The organism is Chryseobacterium sp. LJ668 (genome assembly GCF_019613955.1).
Lineage (GTDB): Bacteria > Bacteroidota > Bacteroidia > Flavobacteriales > Weeksellaceae > Chryseobacterium.
On sequence record NZ_CP080443.1, the window covers coordinates 1,419,393 to 1,439,982 of the forward strand.

A 20,590-nucleotide genomic window follows, 5' to 3' on the forward strand; every position below is an offset into this window, starting at 1 on the left:
TAAAGATAAACAGCATGTACAAAAATCTACTTTTGCTTAATTTAATAGAGTACTACTAATTCAAATATTACTAGAATATATCTGGAAAAAGGCAACCATGATGATATATTCTGATAGTCTAGTTGTGTTAAAATAAAATGGTAACAGCAAAAGCTGTTACCATCTTCTAAACAAATTAGAGTATAGATAATTTGTGCGGCTAAATATACAAATAATAATTATACTGGTAAGGGATTTAAGCTCCTGCTAAATGTAGGAATGAAATAATAAAAGTGGCAGCAATATTAGTGGTTAGTATGCATAAAAGTTTATTAAATTGCTATAGAAGAGGTAATTCAAAATATAAAACAGATCCTTTTCCAAATTCACTCGTAGCCCACATTGTACCTCCATGTGCCTTAACAATTTCAGCACTCAAATAAAGTCCTATCCCAAAGCCTGCAATCTGGCTGTTATTTTTAACTCTATAGTATTGTTCAAAAAGCTTCTTTAGATTTTCAGCTTTTATTCCCATTCCCTGATCTTTAACAATAACTCGAATTCGGTCTTCAAAAGTTTCATAAGAAATTATTACATCAGTACCATTTTCAGAATATTTAACAGCATTACCGACTAAATTATTCATTACCTGTGCTATTTTGAGACGATCTGCATTTACAATAATAGATTCAGCTGGTAAAAAAATAAAATGATGGGTTGAATAAAGCAATTTATAATCGATACATACTTCTTCAATGAGTTCAGAAAAGTCGAACTCTGATTTCTCTATTTGTAATTTTGCAGATTCTAATCGTGACACGTCAAGAAAACCGTTAATCATATCAGTCATATGCTTAATCTGTTTCAGCGATTGTATATAAGCTCTCTTTAAAAATTCGTCATCCGTTTTTTCTGCTTTCCGAAGTAGCAGCTGCAAATATGTGTTGACGGAAGTTAGCGGTGTTTTAAGCTCATGCGAAACCATTCCAATAAAATCATTTTTTCGCTGTTCTTCTTCCTTCAACCATTGAATATCAGTGGTTGATCCGATCCACATTGTAAGATTGCCTTGCTCATCGAAAATAGGAGTAGCTATATTCAAATGCCAAATATATTCTCCATCTGTGTTTTTAAAACGCATTTCAGATACATAAGCAGTTTTACTAGAAGATGCATCTGCTAAACCTTTGTGAAATTTAGAGATTTCGTCAGGATGCATCATTTGATAATATCCAAAATCACGAAGGTCTTCAAAACTCATCCCCGCAAATTCCAGCCACCTTTTATTGAAAAATGTCACCTCACCGGTTGGGAGCGCATTAGAGATTTTTGCAGGTACTAAATCAGCGAGCATTTTAAAATAAGCTTCACTTTTTTCTACTATTAGACGTGCTTTAACCTGTTCTGTAACATCAGCAGCAACTACTAAAATATCGGCAATATTTCCTTCAGCATTTGCGATGGGTTGGTAAACAACATTAAAAAATAATTCTTTAAGCTCATCATCATGCATTAACATTGCCTTTATTTCATTAGCATAAAATGGCTTTCCTGTAGCATATACTTTGTCCAAAAAAGCGATAAACGGCTGATCTTTTATCTCGGGAAGAGCTTCCGCTAATGTCAGACCAACGATATTTTCTGTCTTACCCCAAACCTCTAGAATCTTTTTGTTAGCAGATTCGATAATGAAATCTTTCCCTCTTAATAAACCAATGGCAACAGGAGCTTTCTGAAATACAAGCTTAAATCGTGATTCACTCTTTGACAATTTATTGATCAAAATAGATAATTGATCATTAGCCTGCGATATCATATTGGCAGATTGCTCCAATTGTCTTTGGGCGAGTACTCGATCTGTAATTTCAAATGACATTACAAGTACACCATCCCGCTTTCCGTCCACTCCTGTTAAAGGTTGATATGTATAATCTACAAAGGTTTCTCTAACCGTACCATCTGATTCGATAAATAGAACAGGACTTTCCTTCACGTCAATAATCTCACCGGTCTCCATCACTCTTCGTAATTGACCGGCAAATGGCTGATCAGAGAGATCAGGTAAAATTTCAAGGAAAGGTTTTCCAATAACTTCATCTCTGGTCTTTTTCCAATATGCCAGATTAGCATCATTAATCATCTCAACGATCAGGTTATCATACCTGATAATTACAACAGATGCAGGAAGCATATTGATGATTTGGTTTAAATTATTACTCGTACGTTCCAGATTCACCTTATCGTCAATCGCATGTGTAACTTCAGACGTGAATATAAAAATACCGTCAACTATTTTTTCGTTATTAAAACGTGGTATTAGTCGGTACGTAAAATAACGTTGTTCCAGTGCATCCAATTCCGTATTGGATAGTGGCACAAGGTCATCACTGAAATTTAAGGCAATACCTTCAGTATAAACTTTCTTAAGCGAGCGCTCAAGATCTGATCCGACTAACTCGGGCAATGCTTCCAAGAAAGGTTTTCCTAACAGTTCTCTTCCTGGCACTAAATTCTGATAGGTTGAATTAATAAACTCGAATATGAGATCCTTTCCTGATAATATAGCAAACGCAGAAGGTATTTCCTTTAATAAAGAATTGGCATGCTCATTTTCTAAGTCAATAGCTGCTTTTTCTACATTTCCATTTTGAACATCGACTGAAGCAAAATCATTTTCAACAATCCAGATAGCAACTTTTTTTATCTCTCCCTCATTATTTAAAACGGGCGAATAAATTACTGAGATATTTACTCCCTGCTGATCTTTTAACGGAACAAAATTTAAATAGACAGGAGCAGTTTTAATCGTTTTTTTATAGAGAATTACATCAGATACAATTTTCTTATCTAAATGATGTCCTTTCGCAATAAGATAATCCACGGATTCTCCGAGAAGAAATTCTGTAGATTCGCCATAAATTTCGACGTATCTGTTATTAAGCATCTCAACTGTCAAAAGATCAGTATTAACAATGCATATTCCAAAAGGTGATGATTCGATAATGGTGCTTAGAAGCGGGGTATCAGTAAATTTCATTCCTAAAAAAATGCTAATATAAGATAAAGATACATATTAATTTGATTGGTTTGTTATGGAAAATGATGCGTTTTTTTTAAAATGAATATTTGCAAACTAACCTAATTGGGACTTGTTGAGAAGACTTAGTCATCTAGTGTTAGTCACTATCTGTATATAGATACCATAAAAAAGTCAGGTATTTTAAAAACATTTTAACACGCGCCCCCGGTTTGCTCGGTTCCGTTTTCAAAAAAAATATCTACAGTATATCAACTGAAGATTTATTTAAAACTGACATCTTTAATTGCCGGCAACGCATAATCACGGGACGGTCTAGATCAAATACGCTGCATACTTTTGAAATAGTTCCTGTAAACGACTGAATATATCTAAATTGATGACGACCCCATCTTTATAAATATCTTAAAAATAGAGCCTTTCCCCGGTTCGCTTTCCAATTCAATTCTGCCCCCTGCTGCATCGACCATTGTTTTTACTAAGTATAAACCAACGCCAGAACCTTCATTCGTATTCTTTACCCTTTGGAACTTCTCAAAAATAAGTTTGCATTCCTCTTCGTTCATGCCTATTCCCTTATCAGCAACACTAAATACAGTATATTCTTTTTCTCTGACACTTGTGATCGTAATTTCAGGATTATGGTCTGTGCTTGTATATTTGATTGCATTACTCACCAGATTATAGACAATACTGCGAAGCTTTCGTCTGACAAATGTGACTTCTGAGCATTCGAGGTTCACATTAATAACGGCTTTTGATTCCTGAATTTGTGGGGCAAGGGTTAACCTTACATCTTCCAGTATACTCTCCAAGTCAATCAATTCTTCTGCTGCCACTTTGCTATGTTCCTTCCAACGGGAATCCATCAAATCACTAATTACTTTCTTCATAGATTCCAAACTATTCTCTATATTATTAAGTAATACCGGAAGTTTTTCCATGTTTTTCTTTTCCTGCAATCTTCGCAGAAGCTCAGTTACCATCCCAATTCCATGAATAGGATTTTTTAAATCATGGGCAACGGTATCGAGTAACAGTTCGTGTTCAGTAATCATACTTTCCTGCTCTTTCAGATCACGTATGCGGGAGGTGATGTCAACAAAAGTGATAATAACACCATTCATTTTATTTTCTTTACGAACGATATAAGGCAGAATGTTCATCTGATACCAGCGAAGATCCGTTGTCTGTATCTCCTTTTCTAAAATTTTCCTTGTAGCAATAACTACTTTGATATTATCAATGATCGAGTGGTAACGAAAATTTTCTTCTACTTCTTCCAGTGGCTTTCCGATAAACTCATTTTTCAGGTTAAAATGCTTCATCGCCGGAGGGGTAAATTTTCGTAGTATCAAATTGGCATCTACGAAAAGCTGGGGGATGATCGTATTGCTAAAATAGTTTTCCAGCTCTTCATTGAGTTCGATTAATGAGACTATTTGTTGACTTTTATTCTGCATAGGAAAAGTTGGTATTTGGCGTTTACATTACTAAAGTACAAAATTAAGGTGATGTTATATAATTCCAATGAGATTAATGCAGTGATTTAAAAACCAGCACTATACTTATAGCTCAATTTCTCACAGTGTTGCTAGTTAGCAGAGACCATAACTTTATCTTTGTAAAAGACCCTATCTTCCTGCTAAGCAGCAATAACCTACGATACGACATTCCCCACTTCCTTGCGATTCATCGTGTAGTAAAGCAAATTCACCACAATTGCCGTGGATTTGCGTGGTATAATGGTGCGTTATTATTAATTAACGCTAAAATTTTTGTTCGGTAAAAATCGAGAGTGGAGAGTTGTTAGGTTAAGTATATATATACATAGTACAATAAAAATCAACCAAATTGAAAATCCACTTTAGCCCGCCCCCCTTCGATTTGCTTGGCTTCATTTCAAAAATGAAAGTCGATTTATCTAGGGGCTTGCCGTGTGCGCTGTGGATCTGTTTAGTAGTTTCGTTTTCTACTTGGAAACGAAACGAACCTTAAAGAAATCAGGAGAAAAAATAAATTTCTAATACCCCCCCGTATAGAAAAAAATATTTCTATACGGGCTAAGCCGATCAGCATGAGTTCTACAAATCCACACTGTTTTCACATGTATAAAACTAAATCTTTAGTTTAGTGACGTTTTAAAGTATGCAAGTATTACTAGAAGGCATCGTAGCTATAAGTTTTCTTAACATGATAATTAAATCTCTTACTTATATTATTTAACGCACCTCCCGCTTTAACTACCAGCTATATAATAAAAATGTAATTCTCATGCAGTCGTATGCGCATGTTACTGTATGGTCACGCCATACTATTTAAAAGTATTTTGTAAATGAACATCTATCTTCCTACTGTTATAACTTCGAACCATTAACGGTAAATTCTATTGACGTTCGAATTATAATGTAGAAGCTGGATTTTTATCATTGTTCGCCGTAAACATATTTTCATGCCCTCGACTTCTATATCCCTCCATTTTTACATAAGTTGGAATTTGTTAGATTAAAATTTAATAAAATTAGAGCTGAACATAGTTCAGGTTAGATAAAACTGTGGAAAACGTAACATGATTGAAATCTTGCACCTTTTTCAATATTTGCCTGAATGTTTTAGAATGTATACTATTACGTCCAAGCAACTGATAATATCTTTTTTTCTTTCTACTAAAAGTTTCTCTACAGCTGTTGTCCAAGATATTAAGCCAGAATTCAGTATAGAAGTATTCTTTTCCTGATTTAAGTGAATCAAAAATTATTAAATCATTCCATTTCTTAAGGATAATCTCGGAGCATTTTATGTAGGTTTCAGGGTTTAGTAGGTCGTCTAATGTAAATATTTTATTACTGTTCAAAAATTTTGATTCTTTAGTCGTCCATTCTATACGCAACAGATTAGGAGGTGTGAACTTTGGAAACTGGATTGATTTATTATAAATTTTTAAGCCGAAATATGATGTTCCTACAAAATATGCATCATCATAAACTTTATCTCTTCTAAATTGTTTCCTCCCCAAAAATCGTAGGTGGCTAAGAAAATCCTTAATATTCATTGGGAGCTCAATATTTAAACCAAATTCTAGTGCTGTAATTTTACAAAGCTCTGGGGTAATGCCGAATAAATTGCAGAAGGAAATAATTGTGTTAATACAGTCCAAAGGTGTGAAGTCATCACAATTGTGAACACCATCATTTTTAAGGTAATGTAAGCTGCCGGAAATTTCGAGCCTGTTTTCAAACTTTTTAAACATCATATTTTTGTACATTTTTGTAAAAATAGTTTTCCATTCTCCAGTTTCTTCGACACCGTATGAATACTCTGTTAATTTTGTTAATTTAGGATTACTCCATATCAAGTCTATTAGCTTAATGTTCATTAAGCAAATCTTTATGTAATCAGCCATATAGGTATATTTGTCTTCGACAAAATAATTGTCGAAAAGAATTAATGTAATTTAGTAGGCTAGTAGAATAGCCTTTTAGTTTAAAATGTAAAGCCTGTATTGAATGGTCGTGTCCTATGACGATTAAGGGAATGGCTACGAAGTACTTCTCTAAGGTTTTTTTTCAGCAAATACATTATAGCAGTTGCCACATTACACGTGGTAACTTTTTGTTTACTGTAATCCACCAAAGCTTCGTTTTTTAGTAAGGCATACTTCGCAATGAGGTATGAAGTTGGTGAAAAATGTAACTTTACAGAAAATTTGAAAGAAGTTTCGATATCTGGAAGCCTATTTACGGTATGCTCCAAATCTTTTGCAAATTTGTGAGCTTTGTAAATTTCTTGTATTCCGTGATCGATCAAAGATGCAGGAATTGCAATCATCTTCTTAAATTTTTCTTTTTAAGTAAAAACTTCGATGCTTCCGTTTCAATTTCATCGTTAGAGCTGATTCTGTTTTTAAATAAATAATCATCAACGTCTTCTTTTTTAAAGTAAATAACTTTACCTCCGGGCTTATAGTGCGGTATTTTCCTATTAAATATTAGTTTGTAAATATGCTTTTCAGATAATCCTGTGTAAAGTGATAGCTGTTTCACAGTCATTATATTCCGTAAAAACTCGAGATTTATCATATCTGTTATATCTGTCATTGTGTAAAATTACTCACTTTTTTACGCAATGTTTTCTTTTTTTATTAACATAAACTGCAGTATTAAATGTTATATCGCTATAAATGAGAGGTTTATGTATTTGATAACTAATCTAAATTCGAAGTCGCGGCATCTTTTATTGAATTCACGTAATTAAGATATTTTACAGTATTTTGTATAGACTTATGACCAAGACACTGTGAAACAGTCTTTAAATCTGCCCCTTTTATCAAAAGTCTTGTCGCAAATGTATGACGCCCGCAATAAAATGTAATGTGCTTATCAATGCGGGCTTTTTTTAGCCAATTGCTAAGGGTTTTATTGATACTTGTTTCGGATATGTGCTTCCCTTGGAAAGTTATATCGAAAATTTTTTCATCTGTGGAATTTGGTGTACCGAGTAAACTTAATGCTTTTTTGCTAAGAGCAATGTTTATTTCGGTTCCTGTTTTTATACGCTTAATAATAAGCCTATCATTAGTAACATGGTGCTTCCAACTAAATGTTTTGATTTCTGCGTAGCCTAATCCTGAATAACATGCAAATAGAAAAGCTCTTTTTATTTCATTGTTTCCGCATTCTGTTTCAAAAAGTGTTTGCAGTTCTTCTTCCGTAAGAACTTGCTTGGTAAGCATTGTATCACTTAGATCACCTCGTTTTTTAAAGTGAACTTTTCTATAAACAGATTCGTCAATGAGTTTATCTCTATTTGCCTGTGTAATTATCTTTTTAAACCTTTTCCAGTAAGAGTGGGGGCTATCACCTTTAAGCTTTGGGTCATTATTAAGAAAGTGACCAAACTTTAAAAAATGCGTTTCTGTTAAATCTTTAATTTTAAAATTAGGGTTTTTTATAAATTCTTTTAATTTATTGGATGCACTTTTTATCATCCTAATATCAGCTTTATCATATGTTTCGATATAATTATCTATATAGTCGAAGAGAGAGATCTTGTCCAGATGCTTAGGTTTGAAAATAGTATCATTTGACAATATTTCAAGCTCTCGTTGATTCCTTATAGATTCAGCGATTAGCTTTTTTTCTTTGAGATTTTCCGGCTTAACAGTAAAAAGGGTTTCATTTTTTTTACCTTCGGTTGGGGAGTAGATCGCGAGATAAAACTGAATGTTTCCGCTCGGAAGCTTTCTTTTACATAAAGTTACGCTCATATTTTTTCAAGATTAAAAGATGATCTGCGTGGCGTGCAGTAAATATGCAGTAAAAATATGAAAAAAAAGAGTAACAAAAGATAATAAAAAGTATAACAAATCGTTTATTTATGAGGGTTTGTGTAGTAGAGTATATATGTGCTATAGTTATATGAATACCCGTCTGGGGTACTTTAAAAATCCGTAACTGTTTAGAAATAAATAAGTTACGGATTTTTTTGTTTAAACAATCCCGGCATAATCCCGATTATTTGTTTCCGTATTGAAAAATACAGATATTCTTAATTTATAATTATCTTGGAATAGTCAAAGAATATATGGAAAACTGAGAAATTTGATTTGTCTTTTTTTCTATGACTAGAAATGTAAGATCCGTCATATTTGTCTATCAAAATATGAGGCTGTAAAGATTTTGTTGTTTCTATCTTTGTATTTGAGGAAAGATTTTTATTTATTTTTTGGTAAACTAATTCATAAGAGTAAGAAGAGTTTTCTATAAACCCTAATTGCCCTTCAAAAGGCAATCGTAACTTCGGATAATTTCTTTCTGTAAACTTTTGAGTATCTTCTATATATTCGCTAAATCCTGAATTTATTCTTTTGCATTCAATAGCAAAATATGGCTTAGTGTTTTTTCCCCAAGAGTCTTTTTGTGCCTTATCTACTATATGAATATCAATAGGGTCATTATGCAATTTTTCATCTACCAAACTCCTGTATTCTTCTGCTGTTTCTTTATTAATTGTAAATCGATCAGTTCCATCTTCCAAAATTGATAACTCATTCTGTAAATAATCATCAACTAAACGATTTCTTAAATAATCCTCTTTTTTAATACTTCCAATGTTTTTTTGGGATAAATCGAAAACGACTTTGTCAGCAATTATTTTATCATAACTATTAATAACACAAATCAAAATATCATTAATCCTTTTTTGAGTTAATGCAATTTTGTCACGCCTGTTTCTAATAAATTTTGATGCATTGATATTCATTCGGCAGATTCGTTTTTTAGTTCGTTTAATTCTGCTTCTTGCATAATCTCTTTAAATTCTGCTACATCATACCATGCCATTGCTCTATGCCAGCATTTATATTCATTTGGCTTTATAATGTAAAATGAATGATCCTCAAATCCTTTTATATCTTTTTGTATGAATAGATTTTTCTCTGGGTCGTTTGTGCTTATAATTTCTGAAACACTTAAAGTATTTGCTAAAGTTTTTAAAACACTTTCAATGTTTTTATTTTTAGAATAAATAATTGGTTCTTCTGGTTTTTCATTTTTCATTACAAAATTCATTGCAATAAATTGATTTAAAGGATAAACCTCAACTTGTATATATTCTTCGATGTAGATTTTAGAAAACTCTTCTAAATAGACATTTGCATATTTTTTGAGAAAAGTAATATCATTATTTACTTCTTTCGTATATAAATCTTGTTTACTTTCTTGAAATTGGTATCTCGAAACATTTAAAACATAGTCTATTAAATCTTCTTCATAATCTTTAACATCGTACAAACTATTAATTATATCATTAATTTGTTTTAGTGTGTTTTGATTTATTGGCGGAATGTCAGAATTTTTAGTAAAATTTGTAGGGATTAACTCAAATTCTTCAACTTCATTATTTGATTGATATTCGTAAAATTGTTTTATTGGTTCTAAAAAATCATTTACCAAAGAAACTAATTTATTGTTCGTATTATCAGCTTTAATTATCGGGAATGAAAGATATTCGTCGTTCCATCTTATTTGAGGTCTCGTTGAGGTTCCCCAAGAACCTGAAATTAAGAATATATAATAAGTATAAAGATTGGTTATTAGATATGAATAAACTTCATATAATTGTTCCTTATTTTCAAAACTTATTCCAAAAATTCCTTTTTTGAAAATCAAAGAATTTGAAATTGATGTTATAATCTCTGATTCTTCTTCTGCTTGTTCCTTAAATAAGATCTGATAATTACTGTATAAACCGTCAATTTTACCACTTTTTAAATAACATTTTTTCTCATTTAATTTCTGATTATCCACTTTTAAAGTGAAATATTTTTCTATTTGAGAGTTTTCAATATATTCTTTATCAACAATGCTTTTATAAAGAGGAAATCTCTTTTCCTCACCAGATAAAATACCCGCCCCCTTAATATTATTTTTTAAAATACTTTTTAATGATTCATTGTCGTTAAAAAGTTTTTTCAAAAAATGAAAATCTAAAGTATTACCATATAATGCAACTTTAAACATCCAATCATTTTCAATAAAATGTTTTTGAAGTATTTCTTTTTGATCAAATTTTTCAATTACTAGAATTTTAAAATTTTTAAGAAATACATTTGATTTTACAGATTGGTGTTTTACAATATTAGAACGATAACTTTTATCCTTTGACAAACTAAAATTAACAACAGTTGCAGGGCTAATTTTCTTTTCAAAAATTAATTTTCTTACTGGAGACAAATCAAAGAATTTATTGAGATTATATGATTTAAGAAAATCTGACTTAAACTCTTTTGCTGTTGTAGAAACATTATAAAAAACGGTACTGGTAACAACCAAAGAACAAGTCGTATCTTCTTGCATAAATTCTTTTGCTCTTAATAAAAAAGATTGAGCAATTTCTAATTCCCCGTCAATTTTTTTACTATACGTTTTAGTCGAATTTACCCAACTTAAATGTTCTTTTGATTTGTCTTTTTTCCAAGGTGGATTTCCGAGAATGAATTTTGGTTTTATCTTTTTAATGACTTCTTCAAAATCAGCAGGTTCTAATCCATCTATTTCATTTAATTTCCCAAAAAAATTAGATTTAAAAAGATTCGTTTCTAAAAGTTTTGGAAATAAATATTGATTAATATCCGCTGGATCCAAATAATCTAATAATGCAATATAAATTGAAAAACACGTTACTTTTAATGCCTGTGGATTTATATCAATTCCGTAAAGATTGTTTTCTGCAAAATTTTTTATTTTTTCACTGAATGATTTTTTATCTTCGTTACCGTTCAGTTCAATTTCTTTTTCGATCATTCTTCTTAAAGATTGAACGAGAAATATTCCTGAACCAACTGCAACTTCAAAAATCGTACAGTCTTCAGGTTTATTATTTTTCAAAAATTCATCAACCGTATCTTTTAGAATATAATCTACCAAGAAGGACGGTGTATAAACCGCAGAATCTAATTTTCTTTTTTCTTCATCAATTAGAGACTCATAAATTCCTGAAATTACTTCTACTGGAATAATTGAGAAATCAAAAATTTCAAAATAAAATTCTTTATAATTACTATACAAAGAGTTTTCTCCATCAAATTCCCCTGTAAAAACATAAGATAGAAATTCTGATTGATTTTCGGTTAAAATAAAATCTTCTTCGTTAAATAAAACACCATTGAAACGGTCATTGAGTAATCTAAATAATTGATTTAGTCTTTCGGGTTCTCTAATAAGTTGGATGAAATTTTTACGTCTTTCATTCGTATTCTCAACATCTCCGGGAATTAATTGATCGTCAATTTTAACCTTTCTATCTATCAAGTAACGAACGAAAATCAATCTTAAAATCAAAGAATTAGCCTCATTGTCATTTAATAAATTATCACTTGTTAAATAGCTTCTAACATCCTTAATATTGCTAAATAACCTTTCATTTACTCTTTTTTTGTGGTTTTTTCCTCTCTGGTTATCTATGTATTTTTTTTGAAACCAATTCCATGTTTTTCCACTTTCTAATTCCCAAATATTGAAAAGTCTTTTTATTTCTTTTTCAGATAAATCAATTTTTTCGAGAGTGTTTTGTTTATTTTCTTTAACATAATGCAGGGCATTGAAAATTTCAATTCCTGAATTTTTTAATATAAATATGATAGAAGTATTATCAAACGACCATACTTTTTTATATAAATCATCTAATTCTCTATTTTCTTCTGTAAGGTCAAAAAATAAAATTAGAGGTTGGGAATTAAAGATGTAAACAGCATCTGGTAAAATAGATTCTATTTTTTGTTGAATATCTTTATGAAAATCAATAGCATAACTATTATTATCTCTATTTTTAAAGATAACCTTCTCTTCCAAATTTAATTGAGATAAGAAATTATGTAATTGAGTTTTTTTCAAGAAAAATTTTTACAAATTTAATATATTAAAACTTTACCTCATCCCCAAATTTTGTAAAATAAACTTTTTTAATATCGGTTGTATTCTGTTTGGAGATAAAGACAATTAATTCTGCATCGGCTTCCAGCTTTGCCTCTTTCCAGAATCCCGGTTTTACCTCATCATTATGAGAAACTTTTTTTACAATTAGATCTGCTTTGCTCTTATCTTTCGTAATGTAAATAACCAAGTCAGCATCATTTTTAAATTTGGTATAGTAGACTTTTTGAGCGGAAATTTTTGAACTCCCAAATATTAGGATCAAGAAAGTAATTTGAATAATTTTTCTCACAATTCTTATTTTAATCAAATCTAATAATTAAAGTCTGATTTGCATTTTATAATTCAATTGCAATTAAATTATATTATTGCAGATGAGATTACTGTGATTTTCAAAAAATGGCTGGCGGAAAATATGTTATTTAATTTTTCAGTGTTACTGTTCTTTTTCTCATCTATTAAAATTTAATTTCAATCAAATTATATTCTGCGAATTGTTATATTTGTGATTGAAAATAAAAACCATTCGTTTGGTTAAATAATATTCGTACTAAAATAGTCTTGTAAGTAGAAATCGGCAAAATTTCAATTATAGAACAAGACGGATTTGTTAGTACGCCTGTAAAGGCGTATTCGTTCCGTTGTTCTATATGGCTTTGCCGAGCCTCTACTTACAGCGTGATATGGATACGCTGTTTTTTATTCTAAAATACGGTTTCCCTCAAAGATTGTTTTAGGCGTTTCAATAGCTTTGAAAATTAAAACAAATATGGGAACAAATGATTCACAGACTCAATCTAAGGCATGGTATGACAATAAAGTATTGTTGATTATCCTCTTTTTTATTTTACCTCCGGTAGGCATTTATGCAATAGCGAAACACAAAACGGATATTTGGAAAAAGATTGTTTATATCATTCCTGCTTCTCTTTCTATTTTTTTGCTTTTTATGATAATCATTGTTACTATAACTACGGATGATTACAAAACCGCTATGACTTTTTACAAAAGTAAAAACTATATGGAGGCGTATAAATATTTTAATAAAGTATCTCCAGAAGATGAAAATTACAATGATGCTGTAGCAAGATTGAAAGAATTACAACCGAAATTTGATAGTATAATTTTGGAAAACAGTAAAAAGGAATTAGCTGAATCTTCTAAAAAAGAAATTAATCTCCAAAAATTAACTGTAGATGAAATTGAAATTCTTAAAGATTTCCAACAGAAGTGGGCGGATAGTCTAATACAAATTGAGAATACTCCGATTAATGGAAATCATCTAGTTAATAATAAAGTTTTATCTCCAGATAGTATTTTGTTAGAATATTCCAAAGGAGTTACTAAAGAGGGGTTTGATGTTAATATTGAGCAGGACAAAGAATTGTATATGAAATTTTATAAAGAGGCTATTTCTAAAAAGCTGGGTCAAAAATATGCTGATTATCCAGTTTATATTTCTCCTACTGCCAATAAAGAATTTCTTTCTAAAATGGATCGTAATATTAAATATACTCATCCGGTACTTGCTTTCCGTGGAATTGATATTTATAGAGGTAACAGTGTCTACAAAGAAAAGATCGGATACATTGAATGTGTATTTGATGATCCGGACAAAGACAGATTTGATATGTATAATGAAATCGTAATCGTGCGGAGTAAAAATGGTATTATAAAAATTCCTTCTGCAAAACTCAGGAAGAATTATTGGACTACAGTTAAAGAAAATGATGTTACAAAGACCGTTCAAAAATGTATTAATTTTTAATCTATAATATGAAAACAACAGTTACAATTTTTTTAGTTCTACTTTCCTCGTTTGCCTCATCTCTCTTTTGTCAGAGTACAAGTACAAAAGAATATTTAAAGGCTACAAATAACCTTTGGAATATCTGTTATGATTTTAGAATTATAAAAGACTCTGAGGAATCAAATACGGATCGAAATTCTGCTCTACCTACGATTAAAAGGAATGTTGAAAATGCAAAAAAAGAATATGGTTTGTTGAGTTCTAAATTTCCAAATGATCCAGATGTGAAAAAATTAGACACATGGATTAAAACGGTTGAGAGCTGTTATGTAAGTTTGAAAGGGGAGAAGTGGCAAACTGAGCCTGTTTGGCAATTAGGTTTTTCTCTAATAGAAATGGATCTCAAAGATTTCGTAAATGATAATCTTTAAAAGCTGACATTAAATATTAACTTTTAAATCCGGAAAAATTTCAGCAATATGTACTTTACCTAGTTAAGGGATTGAGGTGTCTTTTTATGTTTAAAGGGTGGGGTGTAAAATATTACTGTACTTTTTAGATTTTCAAAAAATAAAAATTCATTGATTTCACCTAGTGTAATTTAAAAATCTCATAGACAAGAGTGTCTTTTTCTATCAGTAATATGCTCTTGTCCTAGGTAATTAGCTGATTAACATTGAAAGGTATAAAAAAGAGGTTTACTAAAATGTAAACCTCTTCTTTTGTGCTTGTCCCACCCCTTTAAGGTTTAGGCTTCCTTTTATTAATGGTAGTTGCAATGTTGTTTTGCTGTGTAGATGTAAGATTCAGGGTTTTTACAAAAGATAGTAAAATTGTTGCTTTTTTATCCATTGGAATTACATTTAGGTAAGAAGTTAATTTTTTAAATTCTGGATATATCTTTTCATAAATAAGATTTTGTATTTCGCTCTCTTCTTGTGTTAGATTTGCTTTAGGTAATACATAGGGTAGAATGCCTATCAATAATCTCATTCTCTTCTCATAATCCATAACAGGGAAGTTTCTTACTTCTTTAGTAAAATGTTCCATAAATAACTCTGTGAGTTCCTTTCTCAGTTCTTGTCTGATGATGTTTTTGGATCCCGGTTTTCTGCCGGAATTTCTTGAATTTTTTGCGCTCATTTTTAAATGTTGTTTGGCAGTTTTCCTATATGCCCCAAATGGTAGACAAAATCATTTGCAAAATCAGCTTTTTTTCTTGGACTTCGATTTTCAAAAATGTATAAGTGAATAACACTTCTTATACTGTTGTAATAAATAACCAGAAAATCTTTCTTATTGTTTGGTTTTACATTGTCACCATAGTAATAATTATGTCCTATAGGAATCAAACCTGTAAATAATATTTTCTTCCGGTTTTTAAAACTTTGAATTACGAACTTTGCCCGCTGTTTTTTCAAAAAATCCTCGTTAGGGGTTTCAACTCTGATAAAAGGAATATCAGATACTATCTTGTCTCCTACAATATCATAGGTATTCAAGATTTTACTTTTTTTGTATTGGCAATGTACATATACAATACTTTTACTCATTTGATTAATGTTTAGAGTTAACTTCTTGCTTTAACATTGCTTTCTCCACATCTTTAGCATTGTAGAGAATCCTTTTTCCAATTTTTAAAGGAATAAGAATTTTGTTTTTTTGCCAATTGTTTAATGTAACTAAAGATACTTTTAACTTTTGGCTGACTTCTTTTCTTGTTAGAAATTCGTCTTCAATTGATTTAACGCAGGTGGAAAAATTTTCTTTTTGGGAATCAACCTCTGTTGTTTTTTCCATTATTTCCTGTACTACTTCCCTGATAGCAGATTTGAGTAATTCTTTACCCTCATCTGTCAGAAGTAAAGAAAACATATTACTTTACTTCTTTAGATTAGAATTGTTTTCATTGTGGGATAAAATTAATCTAAAAAAAATTAAATGCCAAAATTTTTTAATCTTATTTTATTTGCAATTATCTGATAGTTATGTACTTGTCCTAGGATAAGTATTTGGAGATACGTATAAACAAAGAGTTTTTAAAATATTAAAAATTTACACTTTTTAATATTGGTTTTGCGTTTTTAAGTTCCTCTTGTTGTTCCCAAAGTTTAGCAACTTTCTCTATATGTTCTTTGTCAGTGGTCTTTATATATTTCAAAAATTGAGTATGACTTTTATGTCCTGTTATAGACATTATTGCTTTGTCTGATAGTTCTGTGCCGTACAAATTTGTAGCAAAACTTCTTCTGGCTGTATGGCTAGTAATTAATAGATATTTAGGATAATGTCCCTTTTCTTTTCTATTCGTTTTAGGGTTTTTAATATTGCCTAAAGTTATTTCTGTAATTCCGGCTAATCTGCATACTTCTTTTATATAATCATTAAATTTTTGGGTTGATATGTTTTTGGGCAACTCATTATTTCTTTTAGTGAGGGTATTTCTTACTTGATGATGAATTGGAATTTCAACCTTAATTCCTGTTTTTTGTGTTTCTGAAATTACTATTGTTTTCTTCGTAAATAAAAACTGATTAATCCTTTTTAAATCACTTATTCTTAAACCTGTCCATAATCCAATAATAAATAAGTCTCTTACATTATCTAAACTGTTATCATTAGTCAGATCAAGATTGTAGATGAGGTCAATTTCCGAAGGGTTTAGATAGGTATCTACAGTTTCATCGGTCAAGTAAGTGAATTTTTACTTTCAATATCCGGATTTGTTTCTAGTCTTTTTTCCTTTGCTTCTCGTACAAACAGTTTCACTTGACTAATAACTTTAGCAATAAAAGTATTAGAATATTTAAGGTCTTCTTTTAAATAATGAGTTATTTTATTGTGAAAATCAAGATTTACGTCTGTAATTTTTAGTTTTATATCGGCAACTTTCTCAAATTCCTTTATCTTATTTAAAGTTGTTATATATTTTTTAATTGTATTTTCTGCGATCTTTTTTCCCGATACGGGATTTCTTCTTGCTTTAGAATCTTCTATAAATTTTTCTATAAACGAAACAAAGTAAATTTTAAATTCTTCTATTCCTTCCGGTCTTTTATGAAAATCTTGAATTATTTTTTTGAGCCATTTAGAGTTTATGATTACACCATTACTATATTCAATATTGAATTTTCCCAATATTTCTTTTTTAAGATCCTCTATTAGAGGGTTGTACTTGCTTTTGATTGTAATATCCGTGTTCGGTTTAAAATTTTGCATTTTCTCGCTCCAGTCACTTGGGTTTATTAAAATATGAGACTGAGCATTACAATCAATATTTCTACCGTGATAAAAACGAATATTGAGATTAGAGGGGTTGCTCTTTTTAATGCAAGAAAATTTAAAATTAGCCATCCTTAAAAATTAGATATATCAAATATAAATAAATCCCGACATAATCCCGACATTTTTATTTGCTTTAGTTAATTTAAGTTTTTCTAATTTACTTTTTTATCCTCTAAAATGCCTATAAATGAGGCGTTTTGAAAATGGAAACAAAAACTATGAAAAATTTAAGAAAACCAAATATAGTCCCGTCTGGGGTACTTAAAACGCTGTTAATTTTCTGATTAGCAGCGTTTTTTTTGTCTTGTATATTTGAGCACCTAAATTTCTTGGCTCTTCAAATACTCTTATTCTTTCTTCTTTCTTACAATTATTTCCCCGATATTTAATAAATAGTGTTTTTCCCCTTTTGTATATATCAGGAGTTAACTACTTTTGTTACATAACCTTATAAACTTTTATCTATGAAAACTCCTTTTTTATTTAAAAATGTAAATTCGTTTTTAAGCGTATTTATTTTAAGTGTTGTATTGCTCTGTTGCATACAATGTACGCCGCCGCCTGTTGAAACTCCTATAGATGATAGTTATAAAAAGAAACTGATCACGCATGAGGAAGCGCAGGTTCTTTTTGATGAATATACAAATACCAATAACAAAATTCTTACAGAATCAAGAAATGGAGAACCCGATTCAAGGTGGTATTCATTTTCTATTGAGGAGATGGAAGGTTACATTAAATATGTAAAAGAACAAGCTAAAGAAAAAAACCTGAAAAACGTGGGAATCAAAATTTATCTGGGGAAATATCCGGTAAATCATCCCGCCAATAAAATGGCAAAGCCAGAATTCGCAGGTTATCAGACCATTTTTTTAATGCCAACTGCAAAACGGGAAGAATCTCAATTAATGCGTCGTGGAACAACCAGTGAAGACGAAAATATACAGTCTATTCAGCCGATGAATATGACCAATCTGTCACCACCACCCAATCATATATCTGCAAATTCTTTGAACGGAAACTAATTATGATGGCTTGGAATGTAGAATTAGGGAAACAGATATCGATGGCCATTTTGGTCATCATGATGATTTTGATTATAGCAAAATATAAAAAAATCGAAAAAGTGAATCTGTTTTTCTTTTTAGGATATATGATGTTATCACTAAACGATTTCTTTTTCTACTTTTTCGCTAAGCTGACGAATTCGATGACCGAAAAGTACTACAGCATTTGTATTGCAATTGTTTTTTTTATGTATTTAGTTTATTATTATAAATTACTGTATATACCTTTGCTTAAAAAAATACAATCGATACTTTTACTTTTGTATTTTATAAATGTTTTTGGAATATCTTTTATAGAAGAAAGTTTCTTTCAGCACTTATCTTTTAATATTCTTTACATTAATATCCTTTTATTAATATTTTCAATTATTTTATTTTTGTATCAGACGTTCAATTCAGATAAAATATTTGAGATAAAAAATTATTTCCCGTTCTGGATTTCCGTCGGGTCACTTATTTTTTATGTTGGGATTATTCCACTTTTTTTCTTTAGGACAAAAGTTTCATATGACATTTTTGCCATCATCATATTTATATTAAATCTGATCAACAATGGAGTAATTGTCTTTGGATTATTTTGGAACAAACCAGATATTGCTAAGCCGGAAGAATTATGAATGACGATCAGAATAATTTGGTGATAATTTTTACAGTTACACTGCTGATAATTGTTTTAACGATGATTTTCGTTTATATGATTTTCATCCGGAAAAAGACAACACTTTTGATCGAGCAAAAGGAAAAAGACATGCGCTTTGAAAAAGAGTTGGCCACTTCACAGATCGAAATGAAAGAGCAGACTCTGAATTATATCGGTCAGGAACTTCACGATGATTTAGGACAAAAACTTTCAGTGGTGAGATTACGTCAAAATCAGCTTATTCCAAAATTAATTGGTGCCGAAAAAGAAGAATTATCCGAGCTTAATGAATTATTGGGCGAATGTATTCAAGATATCAGAAATTTGTCTAAAACATTAATTACCGAACAAATCATTCATTTCGGCTTGGTAGAATCCATAGAAAGAGAAATTAAAAGAATCCAAAAATTAAAATTGCTTGAAATTGAATTGATCACGTTAAAAGAAGACATCGATATTACCCCAAAACACGGTTTGATTTTATTCAGAATCATTCAGGAAAGCATCAATAATATTTTAAAGCATTCCAGAGCCAAAAATGTCACTATAGAATTGAAAGATAATCATGCGCAATTGCAGATTACCATTACAGATAACGGAAAAGGATTCAATACAAACAGCATAAATGATGGTTCCGGACTAAAAAATATGGAGTTGAGAGCAAAGCTTATTCACACAGAGTTTTCTATACAGTCAAAGCTTGAGGAGGGTACAAAAACATCAATCACCTATCACAAAAATTTATCATGAAAACAATTCCTATTGCAATTGTCGACGATCACACCTTAATGTCCAAGGCATTAGAAAATATGATCATGGAAAATCCTAAATATCGGGTCGTCATGAATCAATCCAACGGAGAAGATTTTATTTCCGGTTTAGAAAATGCACCAGAACTACCTGCTGTTGTTCTGATGGATATCAATATGCCTTACAAAAACGGGATCGAAACCACAGAATGGCTTACCGAGCATCACCCGCACATCAAAGTCATTGCACTTACTATGGAAGATGACGAAAATGTGCTCATCAGAATGCTAAAAGCCGGTGCAAAAGGTTATTTACTGAAAGATATGCAGCCTTCGATACTTTTTCAGGCAATTGATACAGTGTTTGACAAAGGAAGTTTCTATACCGATTTCGTAGCCCAAAAACTGTTAAAGGTGAAAACAGAAGACGCCAAAAATGCGTCACTTCTTTCAGATTTGAAGGAGCGTGAAAAAGAATTTATTAAATGGGCGTGCAGCGAGCTTACCTATAAAGAGATCGCAGATAAGATGTTTCTCAGCCCCAAAACGATTGATGGATACAGAGATTCTGTTTTCGTTAAATTAGAAATAAAAAACAGGGTAGGTCTTGTTCTTTTTGCTCTGAAACATAATTTGTGTTGAGGTAATAATA

General features: G+C 30.7%; 20 protein-coding genes. 6 read left to right on the top strand and 14 right to left on the bottom strand.

Annotated features, from left to right (window positions below; all coding sequences use genetic code 11):
* Window positions 1-319: 319 nt before the first annotated feature.
* The 9 genes from K0U91_RS06685 to K0U91_RS06725 all read right to left on the bottom strand — a co-directional run bounded on the left by K0U91_RS06685 (window position 320) and on the right by K0U91_RS06725 (window position 12,712).
* The gene (locus K0U91_RS06685; protein WP_220178854.1) at window positions 320-3,016 is read right to left on the bottom strand and encodes a PAS domain-containing protein; all 2,697 of its coding nucleotides are present in this window, start codon (window positions 3,014-3,016) and stop codon (window positions 320-322) included.
* A 371-nt stretch (window positions 3,017-3,387) separates the two neighbouring features.
* Window positions 3,388-4,479 carry a sensor histidine kinase gene (locus K0U91_RS06690; protein WP_220178855.1) on the bottom strand — a complete coding sequence of 364 codons (1,092 nt, stop codon included), beginning with the start codon at window positions 4,477-4,479 and terminating at the stop codon, window positions 3,388-3,390.
* Between the two features lie 1,058 nt (window positions 4,480-5,537).
* Complete coding sequence (locus K0U91_RS06695) at window positions 5,538-6,419, bottom strand: hypothetical protein (RefSeq protein WP_220178856.1); 882 nt, start codon at window positions 6,417-6,419, stop codon at window positions 5,538-5,540.
* Window positions 6,420-6,499: 80 nt separating this feature from the next.
* Entirely contained in the window at window positions 6,500-6,844 is a 345-nt protein-coding gene (locus tag K0U91_RS06700) for a hypothetical protein (protein ID WP_220178857.1), read from the bottom strand.
* Complete coding sequence (locus tag K0U91_RS06705) at window positions 6,841-7,113, bottom strand: helix-turn-helix domain-containing protein (protein WP_220178858.1); 273 nt, start codon at window positions 7,111-7,113, stop codon at window positions 6,841-6,843. The genes K0U91_RS06700 and K0U91_RS06705 overlap by 4 nt, the downstream gene beginning before the upstream one ends.
* Before the next feature lie 107 nt (window positions 7,114-7,220).
* On the bottom strand, window positions 7,221-8,282 hold the full coding sequence (locus tag K0U91_RS06710) for a site-specific integrase (protein ID WP_220178859.1): 1,062 nt from the start codon (window positions 8,280-8,282) through the stop codon (window positions 7,221-7,223).
* A gap of 281 nt (window positions 8,283-8,563) precedes the next feature.
* On the bottom strand, window positions 8,564-9,277 hold the full coding sequence (locus tag K0U91_RS06715; protein ID WP_220178860.1) for a hypothetical protein: 714 nt from the start codon (window positions 9,275-9,277) through the stop codon (window positions 8,564-8,566).
* Window positions 9,274-12,408, bottom strand: a complete 3,135-nt coding sequence (locus K0U91_RS06720; RefSeq protein WP_258561827.1) for an Eco57I restriction-modification methylase domain-containing protein — start codon at window positions 12,406-12,408, stop codon at window positions 9,274-9,276. The genes K0U91_RS06715 and K0U91_RS06720 overlap by 4 nt, the downstream gene beginning before the upstream one ends.
* A 25-nt stretch (window positions 12,409-12,433) precedes the next feature.
* On the bottom strand, window positions 12,434-12,712 hold the full coding sequence (locus K0U91_RS06725) for a DUF6150 family protein (protein ID WP_220178861.1): 279 nt from the start codon (window positions 12,710-12,712) through the stop codon (window positions 12,434-12,436).
* Between the two features lie 504 nt (window positions 12,713-13,216).
* Here K0U91_RS06725 and K0U91_RS06730 point away from each other — a divergent pair.
* Window positions 13,217-14,215 (top strand): hypothetical protein, encoded by a 999-nt coding sequence (locus K0U91_RS06730; RefSeq protein ID WP_220178862.1) that lies wholly within the window; start codon window positions 13,217-13,219, stop codon window positions 14,213-14,215.
* An 8-nt stretch (window positions 14,216-14,223) separates the two neighbouring features.
* The gene (locus K0U91_RS06735; RefSeq protein ID WP_220178863.1) at window positions 14,224-14,628 is read left to right on the top strand and encodes a hypothetical protein; all 405 of its coding nucleotides are present in this window, start codon (window positions 14,224-14,226) and stop codon (window positions 14,626-14,628) included.
* Between the two features lie 310 nt (window positions 14,629-14,938).
* Here K0U91_RS06735 and K0U91_RS06740 read toward each other — a convergent pair whose 3' ends face one another.
* The 5 genes from K0U91_RS06740 to K0U91_RS06760 all read right to left on the bottom strand — a co-directional run bounded on the left by K0U91_RS06740 (window position 14,939) and on the right by K0U91_RS06760 (window position 17,551).
* Window positions 14,939-15,340, bottom strand: a complete 402-nt coding sequence (locus tag K0U91_RS06740) for a hypothetical protein (protein ID WP_220178864.1) — start codon at window positions 15,338-15,340, stop codon at window positions 14,939-14,941.
* Window positions 15,341-15,342: 2 nt separating this feature from the next.
* Complete coding sequence (locus tag K0U91_RS06745; RefSeq protein ID WP_220178865.1) at window positions 15,343-15,750, bottom strand: hypothetical protein; 408 nt, start codon at window positions 15,748-15,750, stop codon at window positions 15,343-15,345.
* Window positions 15,751-15,754: 4 nt separating this feature from the next.
* Entirely contained in the window at window positions 15,755-16,072 is a 318-nt protein-coding gene (locus K0U91_RS06750; RefSeq protein WP_220178866.1) for a helix-turn-helix domain-containing protein, read from the bottom strand.
* A 172-nt stretch (window positions 16,073-16,244) separates the two neighbouring features.
* Window positions 16,245-16,889, bottom strand: coding sequence for a site-specific integrase (locus tag K0U91_RS06755; protein ID WP_220178867.1), 645 nt, complete (start codon window positions 16,887-16,889; stop codon window positions 16,245-16,247).
* A complete protein-coding gene (locus tag K0U91_RS06760; RefSeq protein WP_220178868.1) occupies window positions 16,886-17,551 on the bottom strand; it encodes a phage integrase SAM-like domain-containing protein in 666 nt (221 codons plus the stop codon). The genes K0U91_RS06755 and K0U91_RS06760 overlap by 4 nt, the downstream gene beginning before the upstream one ends.
* A 395-nt stretch (window positions 17,552-17,946) precedes the next feature.
* On the opposite strand from K0U91_RS06760, the gene K0U91_RS06765 reads away from it, so the two are divergent.
* From K0U91_RS06765 to K0U91_RS06780, 4 genes are read left to right on the top strand one after another with little or no spacing between them, the layout of a single operon-like run.
* Window positions 17,947-18,507, top strand: a complete 561-nt coding sequence (locus tag K0U91_RS06765; protein ID WP_219969829.1) for a hypothetical protein — start codon at window positions 17,947-17,949, stop codon at window positions 18,505-18,507.
* A gap of 2 nt (window positions 18,508-18,509) precedes the next feature.
* Window positions 18,510-19,166, top strand: a complete 657-nt coding sequence (locus K0U91_RS06770) for a hypothetical protein (RefSeq protein WP_220178869.1) — start codon at window positions 18,510-18,512, stop codon at window positions 19,164-19,166.
* A complete protein-coding gene (locus tag K0U91_RS06775; protein ID WP_220178870.1) occupies window positions 19,163-19,939 on the top strand; it encodes a sensor histidine kinase in 777 nt (258 codons plus the stop codon). Before K0U91_RS06770 ends, K0U91_RS06775 begins: the two co-directional genes overlap by 4 nt.
* Window positions 19,936-20,580 (top strand): response regulator transcription factor, encoded by a 645-nt coding sequence (locus K0U91_RS06780; protein WP_219969826.1) that lies wholly within the window; start codon window positions 19,936-19,938, stop codon window positions 20,578-20,580. The genes K0U91_RS06775 and K0U91_RS06780 overlap by 4 nt, the downstream gene beginning before the upstream one ends.
* Window positions 20,581-20,590 lie beyond the last annotated feature (10 nt).

Excerpts from the sequence above, each read along its gene's own strand:
- K0U91_RS06705 (WP_220178858.1), bottom strand. The coding sequence starts at position 7,113 with ATGACAGATATAACAGATATGATAAATCTCGAGTTTTTACGGAATATA.
- K0U91_RS06735 (WP_220178863.1), top strand. The coding sequence starts at position 14,224 with ATGAAAACAACAGTTACAATTTTTTTAGTTCTACTTTCCTCGTTTGCC.
- K0U91_RS06715 (WP_220178860.1), bottom strand. The coding sequence starts at position 9,277 with ATGAATATCAATGCATCAAAATTTATTAGAAACAGGCGTGACAAAATT.
- K0U91_RS06745 (WP_220178865.1), bottom strand. The coding sequence starts at position 15,750 with ATGAGTAAAAGTATTGTATATGTACATTGCCAATACAAAAAAAGTAAA.
- K0U91_RS06780 (WP_219969826.1), top strand. The coding sequence starts at position 19,936 with ATGAAAACAATTCCTATTGCAATTGTCGACGATCACACCTTAATGTCC.
- K0U91_RS06690 (WP_220178855.1), bottom strand. The coding sequence starts at position 4,479 with ATGCAGAATAAAAGTCAACAAATAGTCTCATTAATCGAACTCAATGAA.
- K0U91_RS06765 (WP_219969829.1), top strand. The coding sequence starts at position 17,947 with ATGAAAACTCCTTTTTTATTTAAAAATGTAAATTCGTTTTTAAGCGTA.
- K0U91_RS06695 (WP_220178856.1), bottom strand. The coding sequence starts at position 6,419 with ATGGCTGATTACATAAAGATTTGCTTAATGAACATTAAGCTAATAGAC.
- K0U91_RS06685 (WP_220178854.1), bottom strand. The coding sequence starts at position 3,016 with ATGAAATTTACTGATACCCCGCTTCTAAGCACCATTATCGAATCATCA.
- K0U91_RS06710 (WP_220178859.1), bottom strand. The coding sequence starts at position 8,282 with ATGAGCGTAACTTTATGTAAAAGAAAGCTTCCGAGCGGAAACATTCAG.
- K0U91_RS06770 (WP_220178869.1), top strand. The coding sequence starts at position 18,510 with ATGATGGCTTGGAATGTAGAATTAGGGAAACAGATATCGATGGCCATT.
- K0U91_RS06730 (WP_220178862.1), top strand. The coding sequence starts at position 13,217 with ATGGGAACAAATGATTCACAGACTCAATCTAAGGCATGGTATGACAAT.
- K0U91_RS06740 (WP_220178864.1), bottom strand. The coding sequence starts at position 15,340 with ATGAGCGCAAAAAATTCAAGAAATTCCGGCAGAAAACCGGGATCCAAA.
- K0U91_RS06775 (WP_220178870.1), top strand. The coding sequence starts at position 19,163 with ATGAATGACGATCAGAATAATTTGGTGATAATTTTTACAGTTACACTG.
- K0U91_RS06750 (WP_220178866.1), bottom strand. The coding sequence starts at position 16,072 with ATGTTTTCTTTACTTCTGACAGATGAGGGTAAAGAATTACTCAAATCT.
- K0U91_RS06700 (WP_220178857.1), bottom strand. The coding sequence starts at position 6,844 with ATGATTGCAATTCCTGCATCTTTGATCGATCACGGAATACAAGAAATT.
- K0U91_RS06760 (WP_220178868.1), bottom strand. The coding sequence starts at position 17,551 with ATGGCTAATTTTAAATTTTCTTGCATTAAAAAGAGCAACCCCTCTAAT.